The organism is Thalassovita litoralis (genome assembly GCF_900182725.1).
In the GTDB taxonomy this organism is placed as follows: domain Bacteria; phylum Pseudomonadota; class Alphaproteobacteria; order Rhodobacterales; family Rhodobacteraceae; genus Thalassobius; species Thalassobius litoralis.
The window spans coordinates 1-25563 of the sequence record NZ_FXTO01000019.1 but is presented as its reverse complement, the minus strand read 5'-3'; the positions used below and the strand labels follow the sequence as shown (position 1 = coordinate 25563).

Sequence of the window (25563 nt, the reverse complement as noted above, 5' to 3'; positions counted from 1 at the left end):
CGGCACGGTTGAGGTTGCCGCGAGGGGGGCAATCTGCTCTGTTTCAGCAGGGTTTCGCTGCGCGGGAGGTTCACAATGCCCATTCCCACACCGGATTTCACCATCGGCATCGAAGAAGAATATCTTCTGGTCGATCTGGACACGCTGGATTTATCCCCGGCCCCCGCGGGATTGATGGACCGATGTAACGCCGCATTAGAGGGCCAGTTCAGCCCAGAATTCCTGAACTGTCAGGTGGAAATCGGCACCAAGGTTTGCACCGATATTGCTCAGGCGCGGGATGAGCTGCGGCATTTGCGGGCCACCGTGGCGCGGATTGCCAAGGATTATAATCTGGCCCCGATAGCCGCGTCCTGTCACCCGTTTTCGGATTGGCGCGATCAGCATCACACGGACAAGGATCGGTATAACAACCTGCGGGACGATCTGGCCGGGGTGGTGCGACGGATGTTGATTTGCGGGATGCATGTGCATGTGGGGATCGCCACCCCCGATCAGCGGATCGACCTGATGAATCAGCTGCGTTATTTCCTGCCGCATCTGTTGGCGTTGTCCGCGTCTTCGCCGTTTTGGCAGGGCGAAGATACCGGCCTGTCCTGTTACCGACTGACGGTCTTCGACAACCTGCCGCGCACCGGATTGCCGCCACAGTTCGACAGTTGGGGCAGCTATGAACGATCCGTCAACGCGTTGGTGGATATGGACCTGATCGAGGACAGTTCGAAAATCTGGTGGGATTTGCGCCCCTCGTCCCGGTTTCCGACGATCGAGGCGCGGATTTGCGATGTGTCGCCCCGGCTGGAAACCACGCTGACGCTGGCGGCGCTGATCCAAAGCCTGACCCGGATGTTATGGCGGCTTAGCCAGCAAAACCAGCGCTGGCGGCTGTATGACAATTTTCTGATTGCAGAAAACCGCTGGCGGGCGCAGCGCTATGGGCTGGCCGGGGGGCTGATTGATTTTGGTGCAGGGGAAATCAAACCCTTTGATACGTTGATCGAAGACCTGATTGCCCTGACGGCCGAAGACGTCGAGGCGCTGTCGTGCCAGCGGGAAATCGAACATATGCGCAGCATTCTGGCACAGGGGAATTCTGCGGACCGGCAGCGCGCAGTCTACCAGGACGCGGTTCATGCCGGGGACACACCACAAGACGCGCTGAAAGCGGTCGTGCATCATCTGATCACGGAGTTTCACGCCGATCTGTAACCTATTTCGCGCCTTGCAAAACTTCTGAAAGACTCGGAAATTAAACAGGCGTTCATTAAAGACCCGGCCACCGGCCAAGAGGGAGGAAAGACATGGATTTTGCTTTGACCGAAGAACAGGGTGCCATTTTCGACATGGCCCGCGCCTTTGGCGAGGAACATATCGCGCCCCATGCGGCTGAGTGGGAAAAACAGGGGATTATCCCGCGCGAGCTGTGGCCCGATGTGGGCGCTTTGGGTTTGGGCGGCATCTATGTCAGCGAAGAGTCGGGCGGGTCGGGCCTGTCACGGCTGGACGCCACGCTGATTTTCGAGGCGCTGAGCATGTCCTGCCCGTCTGTCGCATCCTTTCTGTCGATCCATAACATGTGCGCCAAGATGCTGGATGCGTTCGGCAGCGATGATGTCAAGGAACGCTATCTGGCCCCTGCGATCAGCATGGAAACCGTACTGTCCTATTGCCTGACCGAACCCGGTTCGGGGTCTGATGCTGCCGCGCTCAAAACCCGCGCCGAACGCACGAATGACGGCTATACCATGAACGGCACCAAGGCGTTCATTTCCGGCGGGGGGTATTCCGATGCCTATGTCGTGATGTGCCGCACTGGCGACGATGGCCCCAAGGGGATTTCCACCGTGGTTGTGGAAACCGGCACCGATGGGCTGTCCTTTGGCGGGCTAGAGGACAAGATGGGCTGGAAATCCCAACCCACCCGGCAGGTGCAGTTTGACGATTGCAAAATTCCCGCGAACAATCTGGTCGGGACCGAGGGCGACGGGTTCAAATACGCGATGATGGGGCTGGATGGCGGGCGGCTGAATATCTCGGCCTGCTCGCTTGGGGCGGCGCAATCGGCGCTAAACAAGACCCTGCAATATATGGGCGAGCGTAAGGCATTCGGCAAAACCATCGACCAGTTTCAGGCGCTTCAGTTCCGGCTGGCAGATATGGAAATCGAATTGCAGGCGGCGCGTACCTTCCTGCGTCAGGCGGCATGGAAACTGGATCAGGGCGCACCCGATGCCACCAAATTCTGTGCGATGGCAAAACGCTTCGTGACCGAGGTGGGATCGAAAGTCGCCAATGAATGCCTGCAATTGCATGGTGGCTATGGCTATCTGGCCGATTACGGGATCGAAAAAATCGTGCGTGATCTGCGGGTGCATGAAATTCTGGAAGGCACCAATGAAATCATGCGCATGATCGTGGCGCGGCAATTGCTGGCGGATCGGGCGTGACGGATATGAGCGATATTTCCATCCGCATCGAAGGCCGCGCTGGTCGTATCACCCTGACCCGTCCCAAGGCGCTGAATGCGCTGTCCTATGACATGTGCATGGCCGTGGAACAGGCGCTGGATGCGTGGCGCGATGATCCCGCCGTATCGCTGATCGTGATTGACGCCGAAGGCGACAAGGCGTTTTGCGCAGGCGGTGACATTGCCGAAATGTACCGCACTGGCACCACGGGCGATTATGGCTATGGGCGCAAATTCTGGCGCGATGAATACCGTATGAACGCCAAACTGGCCGAATACCCCAAACCCATCGTTAGCCTGATGCAGGGCTTTACGATGGGCGGCGGTGTTGGGCTGGGGGGCCATGTGCGGCATCGGGTTGTATGTGACAGCTCGCAGATTTCCATGCCGGAATGCGGTATTGGCTTTGTGCCGGATGTGGGCGGCAGTTTCCTGCTGGCCCGCGCACCGGGGCGTCTGGGCGAATATCTGGGCCTGACAGCCGCACGGATGGGACCGGGCGATGCAATCCACGCAGGCTTTGCCGATTATTATATCCCGCAGGATCAATGGCCCGCGCTGATTTCTGCCCTGTCTGACACCGGCGATATTGCCGCGCTGGATCAGGCCGCACAGACCCCGCCAGACAGCCCGATGGCCGCGCAACAGGCGGGCATAGACGCCCTGTTCGGTGGCAACGGTCTGACCGATCTGTTTGTGGCCCTGCAACAGGCAGACAGCGATTTTGCCGCGAAAACGCTGAAAACCATCAGCCGCAATGCCCCGCTGTCGATGGCGGTCACGCTGGACATGTTGCCCCGTTTGCGCGCGCCCGGCACCACGATCCGCACCGCGCTGGAACTGGAATATCGCGTATCCCATCGCATCATGGAACATGGCGATTTTCTGGAAGGCATCCGCGCCGCCATCATCGACAAGGATCGCAATCCACATTGGAAACATGCCCCGGACACCGTTCCTGACGATGCCGTGGCACAGATGCTTGCCCCACTGGGCGCTGACACACTTGGGTTTGAGGAGGACTGAACCATGCAAATCGCATTTATCGGACTGGGCAATATGGGCGCGCCTATGGCGGCCAATCTGGCCAAGGCGGGCCACAGCGTCATCGGTTTTGACACCGCTGGCACCACCGCCGAAGGCGTGACCAACGCCGCCACCGTACAGGACGCGGTGAAAGACGCCGATGTTGTCATCACCATGCTGCCGAACGGCCAAATCCTGCGGGCCGTAGCCGATCAGATCGTTCCGGCGATGAAATCCGGCGCGACACTGGTTGATTGCTCCACCGTGGACGTGGACAGCGCCCGCGCCGTGGCGGAACAGGCGATTGCCGCCAGTCTGCTGGCCGTGGATGCGCCGGTTTCAGGCGGCACTGGCGGCGCGACCGCTGGCACGCTGACCTTTATGGCAGGCGGCAGCGCCGAAGCCTTTGCCGTGGCGGCCCCGCTGTTTGACATCATGGGCCAAAAGGCCGTGCATTGCGGTGACAGCGGCGCGGGTCAGGCGGCCAAGATTTGTAACAACATGATCCTTGGCGTGACCATGATCGCCACCTGCGAGGCGTTTGCGCTGGCCGACAAGCTGGGCCTTGATCGCCAGAAAATGTTCGATGTGGTCAGCACCTCCTCGGGCTATAGCTGGACGATGAACGCCTATTGCCCCGCGCCCGGCGTTGGTCCGCAATCGCCTGCGGATAATGACTACAAGCCCGGTTTTGCGTCCGAGCTGATGCTGAAAGACCTGCGCCTGTCGCAGCAGGCCGCCGAAAGCGCCGATGCCGACACGCCGATGGGCCAGATGGCCGCCGCGCTGTACGAACAATTCGTCGAAAGCGAAAACGGCAAAGGCATGGATTTCAGCGCCATGCTGCCCCGTTTTGAAAAACGCGGTCGCGGTTAACCCCTTGGCTGGGCGGGGCGTATCAACGCCCTGCCCGCTTCACGCAACTGTGAGCCTCCCCGCCAACAGATCACAGACAACACATGCAGAATCAGATATCCTTGAGTACAGAGCATTTGAAAAGGACTCTGATATGAAAAATGTTGGCGGTATCGACAAAATTCTTCGCATTGTCATTGGCGCTTTGCTGATCGTTGGCGCACTGATGGGTTACGGCGTGTGGATGTGGATCGGTGTGGTTCCGCTGCTAACGGGCCTGCTTGGCACCTGCCCGCTGTACAAACTGGTCGGCATCAACACCTGCCCGATGAAGAAATAACCCACCAGAATAACGCCCTGCGCGGGTTTTCGCGCAGGGCCAAATGCGACGGGAACGGAAATTTCCCGCGTCACGTTTAACCCCTGAAACCTGAACAGGAGTTGAACCATGACCAAGATCGCCCTGCCCCTTTTGGCCGCGCTGCTGGCCCTGCCCATGACGGCACAGGCCAACAGCCCGCACCGCCCCGAACGGGCCAAAACGCCCCCGGCCCATCACGCCGCCTGCCCGCCCGGTCTGGCGAAAAAATCCCCCGCCTGCATTCCACCCGGACAGGCCCGCAAATCGGGGCATGATTATGTGGGGCATAGGCTGATCGGGGATTATGTGATTGTCACCACGCCGGAACGCTATGGGCTGGACCCACGCCACCGTTATGCCCGGCAGGATGGCTACCTGTTCCGCATAGATCGCGACACGATGGAGGTTCTGACCCTGATCGGGGCGGTGTCCGCCATTCTGAACTAAAGAAATAGCCCCCGGCAGGTCCGGGGGCTACTCCGGGGGCTGTGCTTATTCCGCCGCTGTGCGCTGCGGGTCTAACATCTGTTTCAGATAGCGCCCGGTATGGCTGCGCGGCTCAATGGCCACCTCCTCGGGCGTCCCAACGGCCACGATCTCGCCGCCGCCATCGCCGCCTTCGGGACCGATGTCGATGATCCAGTCGGCGGTTTTGATCACGTCCAGGTTATGTTCGATCACCACCACGGTATTGCCTTGCTCAACCAGCTCGTGCAGCACCTCCAGCAGTTTGCGCACATCCTCGAAATGCAGGCCGGTGGTGGGTTCGTCCAGAATATACAGCGTCCGCCCGGTGGACCGCCGCGCCAGTTCCTTGGACAGTTTGACCCGCTGCGCCTCGCCCCCGGACAGGGTGGTGGCTTGCTGGCCCACCTTGATATAACCCAGCCCCACACGCATCAGCGCATCCATCTTTTCGCGGATGCTGGGAACCGCCTTGAAGAACTCTTGCGCATCCTCAACCGTCATATCAAGAACGTCGGCTATACTTTTGCCCTTAAAGCGAATTTCCAGCGTTTCGCGGTTATACCGCGCACCTTTGCAGGTTTCGCAGGTGACGTAGACATCGGGCAGAAAGTGCATCTCGATCTTGATGACACCGTCGCCCTGACACGCCTCGCACCGGCCCCCTTTGACGTTGAAACTGAACCGTCCGGGTTTGTAGCCCCGCGCCTTGGCTTCGGGCAGGCCCGCGAACCAGTCGCGGATCGGGGTAAACGCCCCAGTATAGGTGGCAGGGTTGGATCGCGGCGTGCGCCCGATGGGGCGCTGGTCAATGTCGATCACCTTATCCAGATGTTCCAGCCCCTTGATGGTTTCGCAGGGCGCAGGCGTTTGCCGCGCCCCGTTCAGGCGCATACTGGCGGTTTTAAACAGGGTTTCAATCGTCAGCGTGGATTTCCCACCGCCCGACACCCCGCTGACACACACAAATTTTCCCAAGGGAAATTCGGCGGTTACGTCCCGCAGATTATTACCGCTGGCCTTGACCACCGTCAGCTTTTTACCATTTCCGTCGCGCCGTTCCGCAGGAATAGAGATTTCCCGCTGGCCGCTCAGGTATTGCCCGGTCAAAGAGGCCGGATCGGCCGAAATTTCCCCCGGCGTCCCCTGTGACACCACCTGTCCGCCATGCACACCGGCCCCCGGCCCGATGTCGAACACATAATCGGCCTGCCGGATCATATCCTCGTCATGTTCAACCACGATCACGGTATTCCCCTGATCACGCAGGTTTTTCAGCGTCCCGATCAGCCGGTCGTTATCGCGCTGGTGCAGCCCGATCGAAGGTTCGTCCAGAACGTACAGAACCCCGGTCAGGCCGCTGCCGATCTGGCTGGCCAGACGGATGCGCTGGCTTTCGCCCCCGCTGAGCGTCCCACTTGAACGACTAAGCGTAAGGTATTCTAATCCCACGTTATTCAGGAATCCCAGACGTTCGCGGATTTCCTTGAGGATAGCGCGGGCGATTTCGTTTTTCTGATTGGTCAGATGTTCGGGGACGGTTTGACACCAATCAAAGGCTTCCTTGATCGACATCTGAACGACCTGCCCCACATGCAGCCCCGCGATCTTGACCGCCAGTGCTTCCTCGCGCAGGCGATAGCCACCACAGGCGCCGCAAGACCGATTGTTCTGATAGCGTTCAAATTCTTCGCGCACCCAATTGCTGTCGGTTTCGCGGTAGCGGCGCTCCATGTTGGGGATCACGCCCTCGAACACGCGGCTGACCTGATATACCCGCCCGCCTTCGTCATAGCGAAATTCGATTTCGTCCTGACCAGAGCCATACAGAAACACCTGCTGCACCTTTTTCGGCAGGTCTTTCCAGCGGGTGTTCTTGTCAAAATCGTAATGTTTGGCAATCGCTTCGATGGTTTGCAGGAAATAAGGCGATTTCCCCTTGCGCCACGGGGCCAGCGCACCATCGTAGATTTTCAGGTTTTGATCCGGCACCACCAGCCGTTCATCGAAAAACAGCTCAACCCCCAGACCGTCACAGGACGGGCAGGCCCCGAACGGCGCGTTAAAGGAAAACAGCCGCGGTTCGATTTCCGGGATGGTAAAGCCGCTGACCGGGCAGGCGAAATTTTCGCTGAAGGTGATCCGTTCGGGATCGCCTTCCTTCGGCGCGGTTTCCAGAACGGCAATCCCATCCGCCAGATCCAGCGCGGTACGCAGACTGTCGGCCAGACGGGTTTCCAGACCGTCGCGCACCACGATCCGATCCACGACCACATCAATGTCATGGCGGAATTTCTTGTCCAGCGTGGGGGGCGTGTCTAATTCGTGGAATTCCCCGTCCACCTTCACCCGCTGGAACCCCTGCTTGCGCAGTTCCAGAAATTCTTTCTTATATTCCCCTTTGCGGTCCCGCACGATGGGGGCCAGCAGAAAGGCGCGCGTGCCTTCTTCCATCCCCATGATGCGATCCACCATGTCCTGAACCTGCTGTGCCTCGATCGGCAGGCCGGTGGCGGGGCTATAGGGGGTGCCAACCCGCGCGAACAACAGGCGCAGGTAGTCATAGATTTCCGTCACCGTCCCCACGGTCGAACGCGGGTTTTTGCTGGTGGTTTTCTGTTCAATCGAAATCGCCGGGGACAGGCCGCTGATGTGATCCACATCCGGCTTTTCCATCATGTCCAGAAACTGCCGCGCATAGGCCGACAGCGATTCCACATAGCGGCGCTGCCCTTCGGCATAGATCGTATCGAACGCCAAAGAGGATTTCCCCGATCCCGACAGCCCGGTAATCACCACCATCTGATCGCGCGGAATATCCACGTCGATATTCTTCAGGTTATGCTCGCGCGCGCCGCGCACCTCGATTTTCTTCAGCTCAGCCATGCCGTCCCCCGGTGAATGGTTAAGAGATAGTTGAGACAGCGCGAGTCTCCAAGCAGAAAGACAGAACATTGCGCGAACTTTTGGTGTGCCATGCCGGGTTACCATTCAGCGCAACAGTACGCTGCACGCGCAGCATATTTACATTCCATTTATCGAATTTATTTGATACACTGGCCTTGAAGCAATGTCGCGCCTCACCCAAATAGGCACCTGCATTGCTGCCGACAGACAGACAAAGGAAACGCATATGTTCGGATTTCTGCGCCAATCCGCCCCCGCCCTGCCCATCGCCGACGCCATTCAACAGGTCGCAAACGGGGACATGATCCTGATCGACATCCGCGACCACGGGGAACTGGCCTATTCCGGCAAGGCCAAGGGCGCGTTGCATATTCCGATGATGCGTCTGGCCGATAGGGCCGATCCGCGCCACCCCGATTTCAACAAGGCGCTGTCCCCGGACAAGGCGATTGGCCTTTATTGCGCCTCTGGGGCGCGGTCACAGATGGCCTGTGGTCTGATGAAGTGTCTGGGCTACCAGAATGTCCACAACATCGGTGGGCTGGGCCATTGGATCGCCGCAGGCGGCACGGTGGAAAAGGCCTGACGCTTATTCCCCTCTGCGGGCAAGCGCCCAACTGATGACCGGCATATCCGGTTCATTGGTCAGCGTGTCCTTGTCCGCATCATATTCCGGCGGCCATTTCTGCCCTGCTTCCAGATTGCGCAGGGCGGTATGGCGGTTACCCCATTGCCATGACTGAACGTTTTCTTCGTCGAAACCGGCCTCGACCAGCAGGTTTTTCAGCCCCCGCGCCGACCAGCGTGAACAGTCGTTGGGGGCGGCATGAAACGGCACATGAAATGGCGAGGACACCCAGAAATATCCACCGGGCCGCAGCATTTTCTGAATGTTTTGCGTGGCCCGATATGGGCGATCCAGATGTTCCCACACCTGATTGGCAAGGATCAGATCGAATTGCAGAACCGCGCCTTCTGCATCCGTGAACGGATCAAGACATACGTCATATTCGGGATAGCGAAATTTCTGATAGCTACGGAACGGGAAATTCTGCCCCCATTTCCCTGAAATTTCCGCCACATCCAGCGTTTCGGGGTTCAAGTTGCGTATCAAAATGCGGCTGGCTTTCGCCATTGCGATCCGGTTCAAACTTGCCATTCAAAATTCCTTTTTCAGGCATCACACCACCGGCCCCGCCCAAACACAAGCCGCAATGAAAAAGGGCGGCCCACCGGACCGCCCCCTGCATTCGGTTTTACCGCCACTTACATGTGGATGACCCGGCCAAAGGCATCCAGAACGCTTTCGTGCATCATTTCGCTTAGCGTCGGGTGCGGGAACACGGTGTTCATCAGGTCTTCTTCGGTGGTTTCCAACTGACGCCCGATGACATAGCCCTGAATCATCTCGGTCACTTCGGCACCCACCATATGCGCGCCCAGCAATTCGCCGGTTTTCGCGTCAAACACGGTTTTAACCATGCCCTCGGGTTCGCCAAGCGCGATTGCCTTGCCGTTGCCGATAAAGGGGAAGCGACCCACCTTCACGTCATAGCCCAGTTCCTTGGCCTTTGCCTCGGTATAGCCGACGGATGCTACCTGTGGATGGCAATAGGTGCAGCCTGCGATGCTTTCGGGTTTCACCGGATGCGCGTGATTGCCCGCGATCAGTTCGGCCACCATCACGCCTTCGTGGCTGGCCTTGTGCGCCAACCACGGCGCGCCCGCGATATCGCCAATCGCATACAGCCCATCCACCCCGGTACGGCAGAATTCATCCGTCACCACATGGGTGCGGTCGATCTTCACGCCCAGCCCTTCCAGACCCAGATTTTCGACATTCCCCACGATGCCCACGGCGCTGATCACCGTATCGAACTCGATCTTCTCGACTTTGCCGTTTTCTTCGATATGGGCGACCACCTTGCCCTGCCCGCGATCCAGTTGTTTGACCATCGCCTTTTCCTTGATGGTCATGCCCTGTTTCACGAATTGCTTTTTGGCAAAGGCGCTGATTTCGGCGTCTTCCACCGGCAGGATGCGGTCCATCACTTCAACCACGGTCGTATCGGCGCCCAGCGTGTGATAGAAGCTGGCGAACTCAATCCCGATCGCGCCTGATCCGATTACCAGCAGTTTCTTGGGCATCCGGGGTGGTTGCAGCGCGTTTTTATAGGTCCAGACCAGATCGCCATCGGCCTCCAGCCCTGGCAATTCCCGCGCCCGTGCGCCGGTCGCCAGAACAATCGCCTTGGCGGTCAGCTCCTCGGTCCCTTTGTCGGTCGTGACGCTGACCTTGCCCTTGGCGGGCAGCGTCGCCTGCCCCATGAACACCGTCACCTTGTTTTTCTTCATCAGGTGGCCGATGCCGCCAGACAATTGTTTGGCCACCCCGCGCGAGCGTTTCACCACCGCGTCCAGATCATAGCCGATATTATCCGCTTTCAGGCCGAATTCCTTGGCCCTGTGCATCAGGTGGAACACTTCGGAGCTGCGCAACAGCGCCTTGGTGGGGATACAGCCCCAGTTCAGGCAGATACCCCCCAGATGTTCGCGTTCGACCACGGCCACGCTTAGCCCCAGTTGCGCGCCGCGAATGGCGGCCACATAGCCCCCCGGCCCGGCCCCGATCACGATCATATCAAACGACTTGGCAGACATGCGCCCCTCCGATTCAAAACTAGTTTGACGTTAAACTATTTTTCACCCCATCTCAACACAAACAAAATCCCGCAGCGCAAACAGGCGCAGCGGGATTATAACCCGTTGGACGGATACGGAAATAATTTGTGTCGCCGCTTAGCCGACGGCCTGTAGCTTCTGAACCGCTTGGCCATAGCCGCCTTGGTCAATGAAATCACGTTCGTGCGCGGTGCTGCGCCGGTCCAGCGCATCATTCCGATAGGGGAACCGCCCGAATTCCCGGATCACCTGACGATGCGCCTTTGCATGAAGCAGGTTTGACGCCCCTTGTGGCATCCGTTCTGCCATCAGGCGCACACACCGTTCCTGATCGCACAGGTTTTCCGAATGCATCAGCGGCAAATAGAAAAACTGCCGGGCCGGTTCGTCGATCTTCAGATCCCAGCCCTGATTGATGGCCACCTTGGCCGCCGCCAGCGCAATGGGATCCGAGTCGAAGGCCCGCGCCTCCCCCCGGAACATGTTGCGCGGAAACTGGTCCATCAAAATGATATAGGCCAGCGCCCCACTGGGATAGGTCAGCCACATGCTGTAGCTGCCATCGCACGCGGCCTGCCATGCGGCCATGAACCTGTCCCGGATTTCCTGATCCAATTTCGGATCAATCGCATACCACCCATCTGGCCCTGTTTTATCCAGCCAGAACTCCAACACATCCTCGACGCGCACCATCGGAAGCCTCCTGTTCCTTCCACTGCCTATGGTCATGAAAACGTTACACATCTTTCAGCGGTGCTGAACAGTCACGAATTACAACATTCAGTCATATTCAGTGTTGGTAGCGCAAACTCAGGCGGTGTTTGCGCTCGCATCGTCCTCTTCCTGGGTTTCGATGGCAAATTCTTGCGCAATTTCCACCGCCAAGGGCGAGGCCGAAGGCGACACTGGCGCATATTGCATGTTGTCATCATGAATCGGTGATGGCCGCTGTGTCATCCGATAAGCCGCATATCCGGCCAGCGCGATCAGCAGCAGGGCGATCAGCAGGAAATAGCCCTGCGCGCCCACAGTGGTCATCACCCAGCCCGTAATCAGCGGCCCGGCAATCGCCCCCACCCCGTTGATAAACACCAACCCCGATGACGCGGCGGCCATATCCTTGGGTTCCAGAAAGTCGTTGGTATAGGCGATCAGCAACGAATATAGCGGGTTCGCGGTTCCCCCGATCAGCACGGCTGACGCAATCAGAAGCGGGAAATACCCCCCCAGAAACAACCCGGCCAAGCCGCCAATCCCGCCCGCAGCGGACACCAGCAGGATCAGCAAACGCCGGTCCATCCGATCCGACAACCAGCCCAGTGGGTATTGCAGGAACGTCGCCCCCACATAGAAGCTGGCGATGAACATCGACAATTGCGCAATGCTCAGGCCGATCTTGGCACCATACACCGCCGCCATGCCGTATTGCGCGGCATAGACCCCGCCCAGCAGGAACATCCCAACCGCCCCCAGCGGCGACACGTTGACCAATTCGCGCAGGCTCATGGGGGCCGTGGTATCAAAGGCGGGCGTCGGGTTGATCGACAACAGGATCGGGGCAAAGGAAATCGACACCAGAACCGACGGGATCACAAACAGGATAAAGCCAGACGGATCGGCCACCAGCAGCAATCCCTGCGCCAGAACGATCCCGATCATCATCGTAATCATGTATAGCGACAGCGCCTGACCGCGGGTTTCATTGGTGGCGGCATTGTTCAGCCAGCTTTCGGCCACCACATACACGCCGGAATAGCAAAATCCGATGATCACCCGCCCGATAGTCCACAGCCACGGATCGGTCAGCGCCGGAAACAGGATCAGCACGGCGGAAATAAACGACCCCAGCGCCGCGAACACCCGCACATGCCCAACCCGGCGGATCATTTCGGGGGCCATGCGTGACCCGCCTAGAAAGCCCACGAAATACGCGGCCATGATCACCGACATCTGGAAGGTGCTGAATCCCTCCAATTCGCCGCGCACACCCAGCAAACTGCCCTGAAGGCCGTTGCCGACCATCAGCAGCATCATCCCCAGCAATAAGGCCCAGGCGTTGGAAAGCACTTGAAACATGGCGGCTCCTTCTTCACCGATTTTCGTGACAGAGGAATGACTTAATCGCCGCCCCGGATGCGGCATCCGCGCGGCCTTTCCCGACTTGGTGCCACGATCACCCCTTTGGGATCAACAGCGAGGCATCCCCGTAAGAGAAAAAACGATACCCCTGCGCCACGGCGTGATCATAGATCGCGCGAATCCGGTCCTGCCCCATCAGCGCAGAAACCAGCATCATCAGCGTGGATTTGGGCAGGTGGAAATTGGTCATCAGCGCATCAGCAACGTGAAAGCTAAAGCCGGGATAGATGAAAATATCCGTCTCGCCCCGCCACGGTTGAATATCACCGGATCGGGCCGCGCTTTCGATCAGCCGCAGCGCCGTGGTGCCAACAGGGATCACCCGCCCGCCTGCGGCCTTGGTGGCTGCAATCTGGGCGGCGGCGGCTTCGCTGACTTCGCCCCATTCGGCGTGCATCTTGTGGCTGGTCACGTCGTCCACCTTCACCGGCAGGAACGTCCCCGCCCCCACATGCAAGGTGACAAAGCTGATCTGAACCTCCAGATCGCGGATTTGCGCCAGCAGCGGTTCATCGAAATGTAACGACGCCGTAGGGGCCGCCACCGCCCCCGCGGCCCGCGCCCAGACGGTTTGATAATCCTGTTTGTCCTGCTCATCCGCCGCGCGTTTGGCGGCGATATAGGGCGGCAAGGGCATCGCCCCCGCCTGCGCCAGCGCCACATCGAAATCATCGCCGGTCAGGTTGAACGCCAAAACCGCTTGCCCGTCTTCCTTGGCAATCAGCGTGGCCGACAGCGCGTCGGAAAACACAATCTCCTCGCCCTCGCGGATTTTTTTCAACGGCTTCACCAGCGCAGCCCAATGCCCACCGGCGCGCGGTTCCAGCAGCGTCGCCTCGATCCGCGCCTTGGTCCGGCCTTCGGCCCCATCGCGTTCCCGCGTCCCGGACAGTCGCGCCGGGATCACCTTGGTGTCATTCAGCACCAGCCGATCACCGGGGCGCAGCCAGTGCAGAATATCCGTCACCCGTGCATCGGTGATCTGGTCCTCTTCGGCCACCAGCAACCGCGCAGACGACCGCGGCTTGGCGGGACGCGTGGCGATCAGTTCCTCGGGCAGGTCGAAATCGAAATCGGACAGTTTCATTGGCTCTCTTTCGGCGGGGTCAGCTTGGGCGCGGGGCGGCGGAATATCTCTCTAAACATGCCCGGCGTAAAGAGCGAGAGCGGATTGACCGACACACGCGGATTATCCGAACTGCCCCGCATGGTGAAGTTAAACCCAATCAGCCCTTCGCCCTTGCGGGTCAGCACAGACCCAATCGCATTCACCGCGTAGATCGGGGAAAAGACACCCTGAAAATCCATCCGCTTGCTGGCCAGATCGTAAATTCCATCCATCGAAATCCCAATGGACACCCCAACGGCGCTGCTTTTTGTCACCACAACCTGCGCCGGAGTCAGGCGGAATTTTGCGTCCACCTCGGAAAACAGGATGCCGCCGCCGCTCATTTGTTCCAGCAGTCCGATGATACTGGCCGCGTTCAGCAGTGCCGCCATCGCGGGCGCATCCTTCAGCCATGTATTCGCGATTTTCAACCGCCCGTCATAACTGTCCGCCCCCACCGGGGTCAGCACCAGTTGCAAATCGCCCTTGCTGGCCTTGGACAAAAGCCCCGCCGCAGATGCCACCGCCCCCGCATCCGAGGATCGGATCACGAACCGCGACCGGGAACCGTCTGGGGTCATTTCGCCCGTCACCCGTGCCTGCCCATTCACCAACCCGGTGAATTGACCGTTCATCCCGCGCGAGGATGTGAATTTCCCCTGAAACCCTGTCAGCGCCAATGTGTCCGTGATCTGCAAGCGATCCAACGCCACGCTCAGCGGGAAGCTCGCCCCGCCCCCGCCAGAGGTGCCGCCCCCGCCCAGATCAGAGCGGCGCAAATCCAGCGTTCCCCCCGTGACCTGCACCGCCGGGGCCGCGCCCTTGCCGCGCCCCGTCAGCACGACCGGCGCATCCAGCCAGCCCCCGGCCTGCACCTGCGAGAACACCGCCCGACCCAATCCGCCATCTTCGGCCACAGTTATCGCGCCTTCGGCCTTTAGCCCCGGCGCGGATAATTCGATCCGGTCCACCGCAGGCACCGGCCCCAACCGTCCGCGCACTTCCAGCTTGCCACCGCTGTTTCGCGGCAAGGACCATCCCAGTTGCGGAATGCTCAGCCCCAGCCCTTTCAGGTCGCTGCTGCCAGCAAACTCTGCTGGTTTGTCCTTTGCCAGATCCAGTGTGAATTTCGCCGTGCCTTCGCCGCTGACTGTTCCGCTTGGCAGGCCGATGCTGAATTCATCCAGAAACGCCTGCGACAAGACCGCCTGCCCCTCGGCCCGGCTAACGCCCGCAACATTGCCTTCGATTGGCATCGCCCAGACGCCCTCGAACGGCACCTGCCCGACACGGCCCTTTCCCTGAATGATCAGCCGTTCATTCGTGGCGTGCGCGCTCAGCCGTTGCGCGGCGAATACCCGGTCCGGGATCAACTTGCTGCTGCGCACCCCGGTCAAATCCGCATGAATGTCATACCGGACCGAGGACGCAGGTATCCCTTTTTTCAACCGCACATGGATTGGTCCCGCTGCCCGCGCCCGCCCCTCGGCCAATGTCACCGGGCGGTTTGCCTTGGTCATCACCCGCAGCGGTTCACGATCCAGCAAGGACAGCGCGGCGGTGATTGTGCCTTCGGCCGCCAGTTGCACCACCGCAGGCGGGCCTTTGATGCGCACGTCGTCAATGATCAGGCTGGTGCCGGTCACATCCACCGGCCCGCCCTGTGGGGCCAGCACCGTTCCCTTGGCCGCCGTCACCACGAAGCGATTGTTCATCAGTTCGGCCCGGCCAGCCGCGCCCGTGACCTCGGGCATGTGCTTCAGATACCGGATATCCCCGTCCCGAAACTCCGATCCCAGATAAAGCTGTGGCTCAACGCCGGGTCGCACCCGAAACGCAAGCTGCGCATTGCTGAGCGTCAGCGCATGGATATTTTCAGTCACCCAAGTGCGGGTCTTTTCCTTGAGCGTTTCGGGCCAGAACCCCAGAACCGTATCCCGGTTTAATTCCGCCACTTGCCCGTTCACGGCCAGATTCCAGCCCTCGGGTTCCGCCAAAAGCCGACCATCCAGCACAACCACATGGCCGTCTTTGGTCAGGCTGGCCTGCCCCAGCGTAAAATCAAACGGTGCCAATCCCAGACGAAAGGTCATCTGCGCCTGATCCAGCGTCACGGGCTGGGGGTAAATATCATTGGGGTTAGCCGCCAGCCCGGTCAGAGTGAACTGCCCCTGCAATTCGCTGGGCCAGCCGGTATCCATCCCTTTCAGAATGGCCTTGCCTTCGGCCCGCCCGCTGACCCACGCGCTTTCGACCGACAGTTCGTCAAACCGCAAAAGCTGCGACGCGGGATCATAGGTGAAATAGGATCGCGCGGAATCGAACGGAACCGGACTGGTTCTGTCAGTCGGCTGCAATGCCCCCGCGCCGATCTGCAAGGTGCCGGACAGCGGCCCCAGTTTGCCCTGATCGTCCAGCCCTACCCGCAATGCCCCGCTGATCGGCGCGCGCAGCGCATTCACCCACGCCAGCGCCGCCACCTGAGAGGCAATGTCGCGCGCATCCATATCTTCAAAATTCATGCCCAACTGGGCCGCGATGTCGCCAATCCGGCTGTCAAAGCGCATTTCGACCGTGGTGGCGTAATCATAGCCGCCCAACAGCGCCAGATCGCCCCGGATCGCCAGCGCATCCCCCGTGCGTGTCATGTCGAACCGTGCGCCATCCACCGTCCATGCCCGCCCGGCCCGCGCGTCTTCGTAGGCCAGAACCAGCCCATCGGCCTGCACCCCGGTCAATGCGGATAATTCCGGTGTCTGTAACAACCCGTCCAGCCCGGCAATCATATCGGCCACGCTGGCGGCTTTTTGCGCCTCGGGCAATTGACCGAACGACAGATCGAACGATCCGTCCTTGCGCCGCCGCACATTCACCGTGGCCCCCGACAGGCGCAGTTTGCTCAGTAAAACCTGCCCTTTCAACAGCGGGCGAAAGGCAACCCGCACTTCCAGATTGGCCAGCGACATCACCGGGCGGCCATCATCTGTTGTGATTTCAGCATCCCGCAGCAGGATACGGGGCCGTCCGGTGCGCGGGATCAGCAGCGAAATATCGCCAAAATCAATATCCGCCCCCGGCAAGACCCGCGTCAGCCGTTGTTCGATACGATCATGTAACCAGTCCGGCGCCTTGATCGGACGCCCGACATAGGAATACAGCGTCCCACCCCCGGCAGCCAACAAACAGCCCACCACGATCAGCGACCACCAAAGCCACCTGAAATGTCGGCGCGGATGACCGCCGTGATCGTGATTGCCCTTTGCGTCGCTCATTTCTGCTCAGACCTGATGACCGTTCGCCCACCCGGTCCCTTTATTCTTTTGTATATCACACTATTACTACAGCCAAACCAATGACGCATCCGAGGAATTCAGCTGATGACCGACACGCCCTATGCCGCCCCCGATTTCACCCTGCCGCAGGATGGCGGCGATCCCGTCACCCTGTCCGCATTGCGGCCTGCGCCTGTGGTTTTGTTCTTTTACCCGCGTGACAACACCGCCGGATGCACCAAGGAAGCCATTGGATTTTCCGAACATCTGGCCGCATTTGACGCCGCAGGCGTGAAGGTCTTTGGCGTATCCAAAGATTCCCTGACAAGCCATGAAAAATTCCGTGAAAAGCAGGGACTAAGCGTTTCTTTGCTATCGGACGAAAACAGCGACCTGTGTAAACGTCTGGGCGTATGGAAAGAAAAATCCATGTATGGCAAAAAATTCTGGGGCATCGAACGGTCCACCTTTTTGATCGACGCGGCGGGCAACGTGGTGCGCGAATGGCGCAAGGTCAAAGTCCCCGGTCACGTCGAAGAGGTGCTGGAGGCCGCGCGCGCCCTATGACCCTGACACTGACTGAAATGGCGGTCGAGGTGCTGACAACCGCCGATGGCCGCGCCAAAACCGCCCTGTCGCATCAACACGCCGCCGCATGGTTCGCGTCCCGCAAATCGGGGCATCCAATCCCCGTCGGCACCGCCAACCCGCCGCTGCGCCCCGCACGGCCCGAAAAGCCCGAATTGCTGGACCCGCGCGACGTGCCGCGCCGCCGCCCCGGTTCCGTTCAGGGGCGTATGGCGATCCTTCATGCCGTGGCCCATATCGAACTGAACGCCGTGGACCTGCATTGGGACATCATCGCCCGTTTCGGCCATATCCCTATGCCGATCGGGTTCTATGATGACTGGGTGAAATCGGCGGATGAAGAATCCAAACATTTCAATCTTGTATGTGACCGTCTTGAAGCAATGGGCAGCCATTACGGGGCCTTGCCCGCCCATGCGGGCATGTGGCGTGCCGCCGAAGACACCGCCGAAGACCTGTTCGGTCGTCTGGCCGTGGTGCCGATGGTTCTGGAAGCCCGCGGGCTGGACGTGACCCCCGGCATGATCAAGGTGTTCCAGAACGCCAAACAACAGGACGTGGTGGATGCGCTATCCGTGATCTATGCCGAAGAAGTGGGCCATGTCGCCTATGGCTCCAAGTGGTTCCATTTCCTGTGTGGTCGCCATGAAAAAGACCCCAAGGACATGTTTCACGATCTGGTCCGCACCTATTTCCACGGCGCCCTGAAGCCCCCCTTTAACGAAGAAAAACGCGCCGAGGCCGGGCTGCCCCCCGACTTCTACTGGCCACTGGCCGATGAAACGCCCCCGGCGCATGTGCGCAGCTAAACGGCCAACCCCTTCAAATCGGCGGGAAATTGCCGGATCGGCGGGTTTTGTCCCGCCGTTCCAACCAATCGGTCTAAAATCCTTGCCCTGCCCCCCTGTGGTCGTTAATCACCTTTCAGGTTCTTGGATTTGAACACCAAGGACCGCTTTGGGGATGGGGATGTAAGAGGACGACCGTGTGAGAACACGTTTGGCAATCAAGACCGACGCGCTTTTGGAAAAGTATTTCCCGGAACGCCGCGTATTTCTGCGTTCGGAAAACGACACACGGTTCATACGCCTGCGTCCGGTGACGCAATTGATCGGCTTTACCGGGTCGGCGGCGCTGGTTGCTTGGGCGATCATCGCAACGGCAATCCTGCTGATGGATTCCATTGGATCGGGCAATTACCGCGAACAGGCCAAGCGCGATCAAAAAACCTATGAAACCCGTCTGAACCTGCTGTCACAGGAACGCGACACCCGCGCCACCGAAGCCTTGGCCGCGCAGGAACGGTTCAACAAGGCGCTGGAACAAATCTCGGTCATGCAGTCGCAACTGCTGGAATCCGAAACCCGCTGGCGCGAGCTGGAAACCGGGATCGAAGTCATCCAGACCACCCTGCGCCGTACCCTGAAAGAGCGCGATACCGCCCGCGCCACCGCCGCCGCACTGGAGCGGCAGGTAAAAGACGGGCAGCAAGGCACAACATTGACCAGCGCGGCCCCCGGTGTCACTCAAACGCTGGATTTCATGGTCAACGCGTTGGAAGACACCGCAGAGCAACGCGATCAGGTGGTTGCCGATGCTCAGGATGCGCTGGTCCGGGCGGATGAACTGACCCACCAGCTGCGGCTGATGCAGGATCAGAACGAACAAATCTTCCGCCAATTGGAAGACGCGATGAGCGTTTCCGTCAAGCCGCTGGACAAAATGTTCCGCGCCGCTGGCATGAACACGGACAGCATCCTAAATCAGGTCCGCCGCGGCTATTCCGGTCAGGGCGGCCCCCTGACGCCGATCTCTTTTTCTACCTCGGGCGAGGAACCCAGCGAAAACATGCTGCGCGCCAACCGCCTGCTGAACCAGATGGATCAACTGAACCTGTATCGCATCGCCGCCGAACAGGCCCCGTTTGCGATCCCGGTGCATAAATCTTTCCGCTTTACTTCGCCCTTTGGCTATCGCCGCGATCCCAAGACCGGGGGCCGCCGCCTGCACAAGGGCGTGGATTTCGCCGGGCCGGTCGGCACCCCGCTGTATTCCACCGCCGATGGCGTGGTGGTTCATGCCGGGTGGTCCTCGGGGTATGGGCGTCTGGTGAAAATCAAACACCCGTTCGGAATCGAAACCCGCTATGCCCACATGTCAAAAATTATCGTGAAGGTGGGGCAAAAGGTATCGCGCGGGCAACGTATTGGTGATATGGGAGCTTCCGGGCGTGTAACAGGGCCCCATCTGCACTACGAAGTGAGAGTCGACGGCAAAGCCGTCAATCCGATGATCTTTATCAAGGCTGCACGAGATGTTTTCTAAAAGCAAAATCAACGAACCCGCCCCGAAGGCACCCGAAACCACGAAACCCGCAATGCCCGAAGCGCCAGCTTCGTCGGCGTCCAGCGATTTCAAGGCATCGGCCCCCAAACCGAAGCCCCCGGCGTCGATCCTGTCTTCGGACCTGACCATCATCGGCAACCTGAAAACCACCGGCGACATTCAGGTCGAAGGCGCTGTCGAAGGCGACATTCGCGCCCACCTGCTGACCGTTGGCGAAACCGCCACCATCAAGGGCGAAGTCGTCGCTGACGATGTTGTGGTCAATGGCCGCGTCGTCGGCCGTGTGCGCGGCCTGAAGGTGCGCCTGACCTCGACCGCCCGCGTCGAAGGCGATATCATCCACAAAACCATCGCCATCGAATCCGGCGCCCATTTCGAAGGCTCGGTTCAGCGTCAGGACGACCCGCTGTCGACCAAAGGCGCTGCCCCCAAAGCACCCGCCGCCCCCGCTGGCGACGCGTCCTGACACTTCGACGATCTCGGTTACTCTCTTCAAAACGCCGCCCACCGGGGCGGCGTTTTTGCATTCCAAAGGGTAAATACAGCATCAGACAGACAGCAGGCACCGTACAAACTGAAAGAGCCAAACAATCCATCCTAGGGAAAATTGCCCCAAGAGCTTCACAAAACCATCGGTAAATGCAACGGTCCAACAAAACGGAAAGCCCATGACCTTATTCAACCCTTCCCATGTTGACCAGCTTTGTGACCTTCTATGCCGTGTCGGCGAAGAAGAACTGCTACCACGGTTTCGCGCCCAGATTCCGAACCCGGTTCACGAAAAAACCTCGTCCTTCGATGTTTTCAGCGAAGCGGATCAGGCCGCCGAGGACCGCACTACCGAAGCATTGCTTACCATGTTCCCCGACGCGCTGATCGTTGGCGAAGAACGGACCGGCAACGATCCGGGCATTATCAAGAAAATGGCGGATGCACCAATTGCATTCCTGATCGACCCGATTGATGGGACAAAAAACTTTACCTCTGGCCTGCCGCTCTTTGGCATGATGATCGCAGGGCTGTCATACGGCGAAATCACCCTTGCGGCCATACACGACCCCATCACCGGGGGAACGGCGACAGCATTGCGGGGCGCAGGGTCTTGGCTCCGGCAATCAGGGCTGTCTGATCAGCGGCTGCGGGTTTCGCCCCCCTGCGCCCCTAGCCAAATGAACATCGTCGCCGGAACGAACTTTCTGCCCCCCACACTTCGCCCGACAGTTCAACGAAACCTTTCAAAATTCGGAATGAACTTCTGGCTGCGCTGCGCCGCCCATGAATACAGGCTTGCCGCCAGCGGAAACTGTGAACTGCTGGTTTATAACAAACTGATGCCGTGGGATCACGCCGCCGGATGGCTTCTACATCAGGAAGCAGGCGGCTATAGCGCGCATTTCGATGGCTCAGCATACAAACCGTTTCACACCACCGGCGGATTGATCTGCGCCCCAGACCCGGACAGTTGGCAAGCCGCAAGGAACTGCCTTTTCTCCCCGGAATCGTGATACCGGATGCTCACAACGCGTAATGTTATAAAAATAACGTATCTGCGTTAGTCCTGAATAAGTTCTACATCCCAATACAGGATGATTAAGCCGTTAATAATATTTGACTATTTAACTAATTACGTAAAATCTGCGCAGGCAGATCGCATAATGACATGCAATTTAGATTGGCTATCATGTAACGAGGCAAATTGCGCCCGCATTTATTGATTTATACCCCACCACCATGATCCACGCCATCCTCATCCTGACCGCCGTCACAATCATGGACGGCGACACGATCCGATCCGGCGATCTGCTATTACCGCTGGGGCCTGCTGAAAAGACTGCCGGTGAACGGGCCTCTGACGTGATTGACCTGATCAACCGACGGTATGGGGCCGACACCATCCGCCATGAGGCACATCTGCCTCATCCGGGTTTTTTTGAGAGGGGGTGACAAGGGCGGAAAGCGGAAGTCTGCTGTGCTTATCTGGTCATCGTTTTCATTTGGGGAAAGCAGTCATTCATGGCGCTGTAGGTATGGGTGCCTATGCTGTATCGATCACTATAATCGGTAATGTGCAATGCAGTACTCTGCAGCGCTGATCGACAACTTATGACATTTGTCCGGTTTGATCACGCTGAGGTGCAGCTTCCATATGTCAGCCGTATGCGCACTACACTTGCAAATAAAGGCGGCGCGCTTGACGAAATTTTCTTGCCGCAAATTGTAGATTCTGTCAAACGGGATCAAAAATCGAAAAACTCGTAAGGTGGAAAATGGCGTCCAAAAACATGGCAACGTCGGAGAGAAGAGCAGAACATCTGCTCAATGATCTTCTTGATGCACAAGGCTGGGACCGGCGACGTCCGCCGTATGGCGACGTCCTCTTCCAAACTGAATATAGAGCCTTTCCTGAGCTCGCGATGATGATGAGATCCGCAAGTAAGACTGGAGCTGGTTACGGTATTCCCGAGGCGATCTTACTTGACAACGAAACTAATCAACCGATCGCGGTGATTGAAGCCAAGGCTCGATCACAAGAGATCGAGCTGGCCCTGGAAGAAGCACAGCATTATGCGAAGGCATTTATCTCAAAAGGGTTTAGACCGGTCTCCATCGCTTTGGCCGGCACGGATGATGTAGACTTCCAAGTCAAAGTGACAAAGTGGACTGGCACGGATTGGGAAACGATCACTTATGATGGCGCTCCTATCGGTTGGATACCGAACTACGAAGACGTAGTGAAAATTTCTGCGCTTGGAAGCGGTTCCGAATTGCGCCCATCGATGCCGTCTCAGGAGGTACTGGCCCGACGTGCCGAAGAAATAAATCGGTTGCTTCGAGAATCCGATATTCGCGATGAATTCCGTCCAGCGGTCGTAGCTGCAATTATGATCGCGCTTTGGCAGAGTGGTCGGACTGGTGGTACGGTATCTCGTGATCCCAAGGCTATACTGCGCGATATCAATTATTTCTGCACTGAGGCATTCGGCACTAAGAAATTCGGATTGTCAAATTCCTTAAGGGTGGACCCAGCAAACAAGAAATTGGCAAACAACGGACGTCGCATCGTTGCGATTCTAGAACGTTTGAATATTTCTGTCCTGACTGCAGAGCATGACTATTTGGGCCAATTGTATGAGACATTTTTCCGCTACACTGGCGGAAACACCATTGGTCAGTATTTCACTCCAAGGCACATAACTTCGTTTATGGCTGAGATCACGGACATTGGTGTTAAGGATGTCGTATTGGACCCAGCTTGTGGTTCTGGTGGCTTCCTCGTGGCGGCAATGGACAGAATGCTAAAGCTGCACTCCATGAAACGAGAAGACATGGTTGATGTCGTGGCGAGCCAGTTGATCGGGTTCGAAAGTGAGCCAATTACGGCGGCGCTATGTGTCGCCAATATGATCCTCCGTGGCGACGGATCCACTGGCATTCATGCGGAGGATGTCTTCACCTCCAAAAGTTTTCCCAAAGCGTCCGCTACTGTGTCCCTAATCAATCCTCCGTTCCCTCACAAAAAGACTGACACGCCTGCCGAGGCATTTGTAGACAAAGCATTGTCAGGATTGGAGGATGGTGGCCGGTTAGCAGTAATTCTACCAAACTCGTTGCTGGCCAAGAAGGACAAGGGCGCTTGGAGAGAAACGATTCTAAGGAACAATCGTCTCGATGCAGTTTGCCAACTTCCCGACGATTTGTTCCAACCCTTCGCAGCTGCAAACACATCAATTGCCCTGATTACAAAAGGAATTCCTCACGACACCAAGAGAAAGACTTCATTCGTTCGGCTGCAACACGATGGTTTCGTTCTTAAGAAAAGTGCTCGTGTACGTCGAAATTCGGTACCTGATCAAGCTGAGAAGGCAGTTGATGCCATCGCCAACAAGGTGATTGAGGCCGGTTTCTCTGGACTGGCGAATGTTTCTGCGTCCGATGAATGGTCCGTTGGCGCATATATCGAAGCAGCGCCAACTGAAGACAAAGAACTGACTCTGGCCGTTGATGTTTTGCTAAGACGGTTAGCATCATTTTATACTCGATATGCGCCAGAAATCGTAGCACAGCGATTGGCTATTCTGGCACAAGAGATCGATGCGGCTCCATACAAAGAAATTTTGACAAAACAGAGAATTGGGAATGCGAAAAAGCTTCCAAAAGAAGTAGATACGGTCGGCGGCGCTTTTGAAATTTTCTATGGAATGAAAGAGCTGCATAGTCGCGATGGAATGGTTCCTGGAAAGACACTGATAATCTCGCCAACCGAGGAATATAATGGGTGTTACGGCTGGCTAGATTTTTCACAAGTGATTGAGCCGCCATTTGTTACTGTTGCGCAGACAGGCAGCATTGGTGAAGCGTTTGTGCAATTGGAACCATGTGCTGTGAATGACGACTGCTTGGTGCTCCTACCCCGAGAAGGTATACAACTGGTCGATCTCGTGCTAGCTGCCGCGACACTTCATGCTGAGCGGTGGCGCTTCAGCTACGGCAGGAAGCTCACACCGCAAAGAATAGCCGACTTCAAACTGCCAAAATCACGAAGTGCTCGTGCGTGGGTGGAGGATAAACTCAAGGTAAATCAGGAAGTAATAGACGCTAGCTTGCAACCCTATCTTGCTGAATCAGAAGCTGAGTTTGAAGCTCTCGAAGACGCTGAAGACCTAGCAGATGCTTTGATCGCGATTGATGATCCGACCGAGTTGTCTTGGAAGGATTTTAAGTTCCAAAGTGGGATAGAATAGTTGAAATTTGAGATACTGTTCCGATCCGCCGCCATGAAACAATTTCAGGCCCTTTCAAAAACCGACCAACGTCTAGTAGCTGCGAAGATTGACAAGTTAGGAGAGGACGCAAGCCCAGCGGGGTCGAAGAAACTTAAGGGCCACGATTCGCTTTGGCGTATTCGGAGTGGAAGTCTTCGAGTGGTCTATTTACAACCAGATAGTGAAGGAAGAATCTTCATTCTTAAGATTGGGAATAGAGGCCGCATCTATCGCAATCTATAGTTAGAGCTTTGTTTCTCAATACCTAAAGCAGGTTTGCACGGCAAAGCACAGGTACCACCATCAATGTTGCGGTGGCGAAAGTCTACTTCGAAGGGCCGCATCGCAGCATGAGAGGCGATGAACGAACGGCAGTCCAAGGGCCGGTCATGCAGAGCAACAACGGGCGCGCAACGTGCTCCGCCCCCGTTTACCCGCTCTCACAGCAGTCCCGTCCGCACTTCCCTGTTGGAAATCAGCAACTCGCTGACCTGCTTTGCCCCCGCTTTGGCGATGGTATAGGTCAGGTTCACAGCCTCGATATGGAACCCGGAAAACAGTTCCCGCACTTCGGGCCTATCGTT

At 58.0% G+C, this 25563-nt stretch carries 22 protein-coding genes; 15 read left to right on the top strand and 7 right to left on the bottom strand.

Annotated elements, in window-relative coordinates:
* Positions 1 to 75: 75 nt before the first annotated feature.
* The 6 genes from FN828_RS13575 (at position 76) to FN828_RS20880 (ending at position 5156) form a co-directional block, all read left to right on the top strand.
* On the top strand, positions 76 to 1209 hold the full coding sequence (locus tag FN828_RS13575; RefSeq protein ID WP_142494018.1) for a carboxylate-amine ligase: 1134 nt from the start codon (positions 76 to 78) through the stop codon (positions 1207 to 1209).
* A 92-nt stretch (positions 1210 to 1301) separates the two neighbouring features.
* A complete protein-coding gene (locus FN828_RS13570; protein WP_142494017.1) occupies positions 1302 to 2447 on the top strand; it encodes an acyl-CoA dehydrogenase family protein in 1146 nt (381 codons plus the stop codon).
* 5 nt (positions 2448 to 2452) lie between these two features.
* Positions 2453 to 3493, top strand: a complete 1041-nt coding sequence (locus FN828_RS13565; RefSeq protein WP_142494016.1) for an enoyl-CoA hydratase/isomerase family protein — start codon at positions 2453 to 2455, stop codon at positions 3491 to 3493.
* 3 nt (positions 3494 to 3496) lie between these two features.
* Positions 3497 to 4369 carry a 3-hydroxyisobutyrate dehydrogenase gene (mmsB, locus tag FN828_RS13560; protein WP_142494015.1) on the top strand — a complete coding sequence of 291 codons (873 nt, stop codon included), beginning with the start codon at positions 3497 to 3499 and terminating at the stop codon, positions 4367 to 4369.
* 133 nt (positions 4370 to 4502) lie between these two features.
* Positions 4503 to 4688: a YgaP family membrane protein gene (locus tag FN828_RS13555; protein WP_142494014.1), complete on the top strand. Its 186-nt coding sequence runs from the start codon at positions 4503 to 4505 to the stop codon at positions 4686 to 4688.
* Positions 4689 to 4796: 108 nt separating this feature from the next.
* Positions 4797 to 5156 carry an excinuclease ABC subunit A gene (locus tag FN828_RS20880; protein ID WP_235891488.1) on the top strand — a complete coding sequence of 120 codons (360 nt, stop codon included), beginning with the start codon at positions 4797 to 4799 and terminating at the stop codon, positions 5154 to 5156.
* Between the two features lie 45 nt (positions 5157 to 5201).
* On the opposite strand, the gene uvrA is transcribed toward FN828_RS20880, so the two are convergent.
* Positions 5202 to 8060 (bottom strand): excinuclease ABC subunit UvrA, encoded by a 2859-nt coding sequence (gene uvrA / locus FN828_RS13545; protein ID WP_142494013.1) that lies wholly within the window; start codon positions 8058 to 8060, stop codon positions 5202 to 5204.
* A 247-nt stretch (positions 8061 to 8307) separates the two neighbouring features.
* On the opposite strand from uvrA, the gene FN828_RS13540 reads away from it, so the two are divergent.
* Positions 8308 to 8667 (top strand): rhodanese-like domain-containing protein, encoded by a 360-nt coding sequence (locus tag FN828_RS13540; protein ID WP_142494012.1) that lies wholly within the window; start codon positions 8308 to 8310, stop codon positions 8665 to 8667.
* A gap of 3 nt (positions 8668 to 8670) precedes the next feature.
* Here the strand turns inward: FN828_RS13540 and FN828_RS13535 are convergent, their stop codons facing one another.
* The 6 genes from FN828_RS13535 to FN828_RS13510 all read right to left on the bottom strand — a co-directional run bounded on the left by FN828_RS13535 (position 8671) and on the right by FN828_RS13510 (position 17282).
* Positions 8671 to 9240, bottom strand: a complete 570-nt coding sequence (locus FN828_RS13535) for a class I SAM-dependent methyltransferase (RefSeq protein ID WP_142494011.1) — start codon at positions 9238 to 9240, stop codon at positions 8671 to 8673.
* A 107-nt stretch (positions 9241 to 9347) separates the two neighbouring features.
* Positions 9348 to 10742, bottom strand: a complete 1395-nt coding sequence (lpdA, locus tag FN828_RS13530) for a dihydrolipoyl dehydrogenase (RefSeq protein ID WP_142494010.1) — start codon at positions 10740 to 10742, stop codon at positions 9348 to 9350.
* 138 nt (positions 10743 to 10880) lie between these two features.
* Entirely contained in the window at positions 10881 to 11456 is a 576-nt protein-coding gene (locus tag FN828_RS13525) for a DUF924 family protein (protein WP_142494009.1), read from the bottom strand.
* A 117-nt stretch (positions 11457 to 11573) separates the two neighbouring features.
* The gene (locus tag FN828_RS13520) at positions 11574 to 12839 is read right to left on the bottom strand and encodes an MFS transporter (RefSeq protein ID WP_142494008.1); all 1266 of its coding nucleotides are present in this window, start codon (positions 12837 to 12839) and stop codon (positions 11574 to 11576) included.
* A gap of 97 nt (positions 12840 to 12936) precedes the next feature.
* Positions 12937 to 13989 (bottom strand): tRNA preQ1(34) S-adenosylmethionine ribosyltransferase-isomerase QueA, encoded by a 1053-nt coding sequence (queA, locus tag FN828_RS13515; RefSeq protein ID WP_142494007.1) that lies wholly within the window; start codon positions 13987 to 13989, stop codon positions 12937 to 12939.
* The gene (locus tag FN828_RS13510) at positions 13986 to 17282 is read right to left on the bottom strand and encodes a YhdP family protein (RefSeq protein ID WP_142494006.1); all 3297 of its coding nucleotides are present in this window, start codon (positions 17280 to 17282) and stop codon (positions 13986 to 13988) included. Before FN828_RS13510 ends, queA begins: the two co-directional genes overlap by 4 nt.
* Before the next feature lie 105 nt (positions 17283 to 17387).
* Between FN828_RS13510 and FN828_RS13505 the strand changes: the two genes are divergently transcribed.
* The 8 genes from FN828_RS13505 (at position 17388) to FN828_RS21105 (ending at position 25222) form a co-directional block, all read left to right on the top strand.
* Complete coding sequence (locus FN828_RS13505) at positions 17388 to 17849, top strand: peroxiredoxin (protein WP_142494005.1); 462 nt, start codon at positions 17388 to 17390, stop codon at positions 17847 to 17849.
* Positions 17846 to 18679: a ferritin-like domain-containing protein gene (locus FN828_RS13500; protein ID WP_142494004.1), complete on the top strand. Its 834-nt coding sequence runs from the start codon at positions 17846 to 17848 to the stop codon at positions 18677 to 18679. Before FN828_RS13505 ends, FN828_RS13500 begins: the two co-directional genes overlap by 4 nt.
* 178 nt (positions 18680 to 18857) lie before the next feature.
* Positions 18858 to 20195: a M23 family metallopeptidase gene (locus FN828_RS13495; protein ID WP_142494003.1), complete on the top strand. Its 1338-nt coding sequence runs from the start codon at positions 18858 to 18860 to the stop codon at positions 20193 to 20195.
* Positions 20185 to 20682 (top strand): bactofilin family protein, encoded by a 498-nt coding sequence (locus FN828_RS13490; protein ID WP_142494002.1) that lies wholly within the window; start codon positions 20185 to 20187, stop codon positions 20680 to 20682. Before FN828_RS13495 ends, FN828_RS13490 begins: the two co-directional genes overlap by 11 nt.
* Before the next feature lie 202 nt (positions 20683 to 20884).
* Positions 20885 to 21721, top strand: coding sequence for an inositol monophosphatase family protein (locus FN828_RS13485; protein WP_142494001.1), 837 nt, complete (start codon positions 20885 to 20887; stop codon positions 21719 to 21721).
* 226 nt (positions 21722 to 21947) lie between these two features.
* Entirely contained in the window at positions 21948 to 22160 is a 213-nt protein-coding gene (locus FN828_RS13480) for a hypothetical protein (protein ID WP_142494000.1), read from the top strand.
* 323 nt (positions 22161 to 22483) lie between these two features.
* Positions 22484 to 24958, top strand: a complete 2475-nt coding sequence (locus FN828_RS13475; protein WP_142493999.1) for an N-6 DNA methylase — start codon at positions 22484 to 22486, stop codon at positions 24956 to 24958.
* Complete coding sequence (locus FN828_RS21105; RefSeq protein WP_408033806.1) at positions 24959 to 25222, top strand: type II toxin-antitoxin system RelE family toxin; 264 nt, start codon at positions 24959 to 24961, stop codon at positions 25220 to 25222.
* Positions 25223 to 25563: the final 341 nt, after the last annotated feature.

Bases quoted from the DNA above. Each gene is read 5' to 3' on its own strand.
- FN828_RS13575 (WP_142494018.1), top strand. From the start codon at position 76: ATGCCCATTCCCACACCGGATTTCACCATCGGCATCGAAGAAGAATAT.
- FN828_RS13570 (WP_142494017.1), top strand. From the start codon at position 1,302: ATGGATTTTGCTTTGACCGAAGAACAGGGTGCCATTTTCGACATGGCC.
- FN828_RS13565 (WP_142494016.1), top strand. From the start codon at position 2,453: ATGAGCGATATTTCCATCCGCATCGAAGGCCGCGCTGGTCGTATCACC.
- mmsB (WP_142494015.1), top strand. From the start codon at position 3,497: ATGCAAATCGCATTTATCGGACTGGGCAATATGGGCGCGCCTATGGCG.
- FN828_RS13555 (WP_142494014.1), top strand. From the start codon at position 4,503: ATGAAAAATGTTGGCGGTATCGACAAAATTCTTCGCATTGTCATTGGC.
- FN828_RS20880 (WP_235891488.1), top strand. From the start codon at position 4,797: ATGACCAAGATCGCCCTGCCCCTTTTGGCCGCGCTGCTGGCCCTGCCC.
- uvrA (WP_142494013.1), bottom strand. From the start codon at position 8,060: ATGGCTGAGCTGAAGAAAATCGAGGTGCGCGGCGCGCGCGAGCATAAC.
- FN828_RS13540 (WP_142494012.1), top strand. From the start codon at position 8,308: ATGTTCGGATTTCTGCGCCAATCCGCCCCCGCCCTGCCCATCGCCGAC.
- FN828_RS13535 (WP_142494011.1), bottom strand. From the start codon at position 9,240: ATGGCAAGTTTGAACCGGATCGCAATGGCGAAAGCCAGCCGCATTTTG.
- lpdA (WP_142494010.1), bottom strand. From the start codon at position 10,742: ATGTCTGCCAAGTCGTTTGATATGATCGTGATCGGGGCCGGGCCGGGG.
- FN828_RS13525 (WP_142494009.1), bottom strand. From the start codon at position 11,456: ATGGTGCGCGTCGAGGATGTGTTGGAGTTCTGGCTGGATAAAACAGGG.
- FN828_RS13520 (WP_142494008.1), bottom strand. From the start codon at position 12,839: ATGTTTCAAGTGCTTTCCAACGCCTGGGCCTTATTGCTGGGGATGATG.
- queA (WP_142494007.1), bottom strand. From the start codon at position 13,989: ATGAAACTGTCCGATTTCGATTTCGACCTGCCCGAGGAACTGATCGCC.
- FN828_RS13510 (WP_142494006.1), bottom strand. From the start codon at position 17,282: ATGAGCGACGCAAAGGGCAATCACGATCACGGCGGTCATCCGCGCCGA.
- FN828_RS13505 (WP_142494005.1), top strand. From the start codon at position 17,388: ATGACCGACACGCCCTATGCCGCCCCCGATTTCACCCTGCCGCAGGAT.
- FN828_RS13500 (WP_142494004.1), top strand. From the start codon at position 17,846: ATGACCCTGACACTGACTGAAATGGCGGTCGAGGTGCTGACAACCGCC.
- FN828_RS13490 (WP_142494002.1), top strand. From the start codon at position 20,185: ATGTTTTCTAAAAGCAAAATCAACGAACCCGCCCCGAAGGCACCCGAA.
- FN828_RS13485 (WP_142494001.1), top strand. From the start codon at position 20,885: ATGACCTTATTCAACCCTTCCCATGTTGACCAGCTTTGTGACCTTCTA.
- FN828_RS13480 (WP_142494000.1), top strand. From the start codon at position 21,948: ATGATCCACGCCATCCTCATCCTGACCGCCGTCACAATCATGGACGGC.
- FN828_RS13475 (WP_142493999.1), top strand. From the start codon at position 22,484: ATGGCGTCCAAAAACATGGCAACGTCGGAGAGAAGAGCAGAACATCTG.